Annotated in this window: 4 protein-coding genes; 1 reads left to right on the top strand and 3 read right to left on the bottom strand. The window is 62.2% G+C overall.

What is annotated here, in order from left to right; translation table 11 throughout:
* A partial coding sequence (locus AUC71_RS20300; protein ID WP_204376700.1) for a hypothetical protein occupies positions 1–201 on the bottom strand: 201 nt, incomplete at its 3' end.
* Between the two features lie 291 nt (positions 202–492).
* On the opposite strand from AUC71_RS20300, the gene AUC71_RS10120 reads away from it, so the two are divergent.
* The gene (locus tag AUC71_RS10120) at positions 493–900 is read left to right on the top strand and encodes a hypothetical protein (protein ID WP_083238258.1); all 408 of its coding nucleotides are present in this window, start codon (positions 493–495) and stop codon (positions 898–900) included.
* A 143-nt stretch (positions 901–1,043) separates the two neighbouring features.
* Here AUC71_RS10120 and AUC71_RS10125 read toward each other — a convergent pair whose 3' ends face one another.
* The gene (locus tag AUC71_RS10125; RefSeq protein ID WP_069624165.1) at positions 1,044–1,697 is read right to left on the bottom strand and encodes a response regulator transcription factor; all 654 of its coding nucleotides are present in this window, start codon (positions 1,695–1,697) and stop codon (positions 1,044–1,046) included.
* Positions 1,698–2,522: ATP-binding protein (locus AUC71_RS10130; protein WP_244500894.1), on the bottom strand; the 825-nt coding region annotated here is incomplete at its 5' end. It lies immediately after the preceding gene.

The raw sequence follows: 2,522 nt of genomic DNA on the forward strand, positions 1-2,522 counted from the left end.
GCGAGCGGCGCGGTCGGCCGAACTCGCCGCGGAACGGCCCATGCTCAGCCTGCCGGCCTCCGAGGCCGATGCTTTGGTGGCCGGTCCTTGGGCCGAGCGCGTCATGCTCGGCCTTTCAGTATCGGCATTGCGGGTTTGGGACTCGGCCATCGCCACGCTCGAGGCGGTGAGCGACAAAGCGACGGCGCCGGCGGCAACCATCGCAGCAGTGTGTCTTGCATCTTTCGTCGACATTCTTCTCTCCGAAGTTTGGATGAAACGATGCTCCTGCAGCCGATTAAACCCTCCGCTCCATGTCAATTGCAAGGCGGTTGCCGCCCGCGGACCCTGAATTTTCGGCCCATCTTCCGAGTTTTCTCGCTGAACGGTAGATGAACAGTGCCCTCAGCTTCGGTTCAGCGCGGATTTGCAAGAATGCCATCCTGTCGAGCGGGGGATCGCTTCCGCTCTTTCGAGATAAACCCCGCGCCTTGTGAGGAAGGCGCATCAGAGTTGGAGGATGATCCGATGTTGAAGACCGCTCTCATGACCGTCGCTGCCGTCGCTACGCTTTCCCTTGGCGCCGTGCAGGCCAATGCCCAGGCCCTTTCGGGCGATGCGCTTCGCGGCGCAGTCAGTGGCAAGACCGTTTTTCTGAACATTTCCGGCTTCGAGCTGCCGGTCCAGTATTCGCCGAGCGGCACGATGAAGGGCAGCATGGGCACCGTTGCGGCGGCGCTTGCTCGCGGCGATGGCTCCTCGGACCGCGGCAAGTGGTGGGTCGACGGCGATCAGCTGTGCCAGAAGTGGTACACGTGGATGGAAGGCCAGACCTATTGCTACAAGCTCAGCCGCAACGGCAGCAACGTCCGCTGGGTGCGTAATGACGGCCGCTCCGGCACCGCGCGGATCGGCGGCTAACCGGCCGCTTCTCTTCTTACCCCCCGCCTGCAAACTGGCCGGAGACCGACAAATCGGGCTCCGGCCTTTTTTATCAGACCGTGTTCTCAGGGCCGCTCATCAGGGCGCCCCGCGCCAGACTAGCCGCCGTCTCTGGCCTGAGCCTATTCCTTCAGGGCCTTGCTCGGCATGGAAGGCAAATGCTCGATGGCGATACGCATCAGCTCGGGCAAGGAGTGTACGCCAAGTTTGGGCTTGAGTTGGCTACAGGTGTTGGCGATCGTCTTGTAGCTGACATGCAGGTCGGCTGCGATCTGAGCGTAGGGCTTGCCTTCGGCAAGCAACGACAGGATCTGAAGCTCACGTTCGGTGATGGACCGCAGCGGATTGCTGGTCCGGCCGCGGGCTTCCATGAAGGCGACCTCAGAAGCCAGCTCGTGGCTGAGATAAGGTATTCCGTCGCGGATATGCTCGAAGGCCTTGACGATCTCTTCGCCTGATGTGTCCTTCAGAATGTAGCCGTTGGCGCCGATCTTCAGCGCGCGGCTCACGATAAACGGGTCGTTGTGCATGCTGAACACGAGGATCGGCGTGCGCGTGTCGTGCAGCCGCAAGCGGCGGATGAACGAGAGGCCGCCAAGCGCCCCGGTTCGCATGGCAAGATCGACGATGATCACGTCGGGCTTCTTGCTGCGATACAGGCGGAAGCCCTCGGCGAGGCTCTCCGTTTGTACGATGCGCTTGACGCCGGCGAATTTTAGAAGCTGCCGGCAGCCTTCAAGCACGATCGGGTGGTCGTCGATAACAAGCACTTCCATTTAAGATGCCTCGATTCTTTCTTCATATTTGGGCGCGCTGGCCGTGGTAACCGCGACGGCAGTGATCGGGATGATCACGCGCACGATCGCGCCTTGGCTTGGCGCGCTCTGAATGGCGAACGATCCGCCCAGGGCTTGGACGCGCTCGCGCATGGCCGTGAGCCCAAAGCCGAGTGGCGTGTTGGGCAAGATGCCTCGACCGTCGTCTTGAATAAGCAATTGTAGCGTAGGCTTGGCCGCGTCACCGGTACGGGAGCCGCGCTTTTCGAAAAGGTCGACCCGGACCGTATCCGCGTTGCCGTGGCGGATGGCGTTGGTGACACCCTCCTGGATGCAACGATAGACGGTCAGGTCGATAGCCTCGCCGTATTGGACGCCGCGCGTCCGAAGCGAAGGCGTGATATCGATTTCCGGATAGCGGCGCTGTAGCTCGCTCAGGAGGTCACGCGAAAGCTCCGACAGGGAAGCGCGGCCAATTGCGACAGGGCGGAGCTTCTTCAGCATGACCCGGTTCATCATCTTGAGGCGCTCCGTCACGCGCAGGATCTCGCCTACATGGCCGCGAATATCGGCGGTCCGGGGGTCGCGTCGGCGCTCGGTGAGCTTCTGCACGGACATGGCGTTGGCCATGATGCCGAACAGACAGGGACTGGCCTCGTCATGCAGCTCATTGGCGATCTCGCGCCGCTCGTCTTCTTGCACGGTGATGAGCTGGCCGTAGAGCCGCCCGTTCTCCGCCCTCGCGCGGCCGAGTGTCTCCGCTAAACGATTGAAGCAGGCAGTGATGGCGCCCAGTTCCTTGACGCGGGGCAGAGTCAGCCGCGC

The sequence above is a fragment of the Methyloceanibacter marginalis genome (genome assembly GCF_001723295.1).
In the GTDB taxonomy this organism is placed as follows: Bacteria; Pseudomonadota; Alphaproteobacteria; order Rhizobiales; family Methyloligellaceae; genus Methyloceanibacter; species Methyloceanibacter marginalis.

Coding starts and splice junctions, on each gene's coding strand:
- AUC71_RS10125 (WP_069624165.1), bottom strand. CDS start 1,697: ATGGAAGTGCTTGTTATCGACGACCACCCGATCGTGCTTGAAGGCTGC.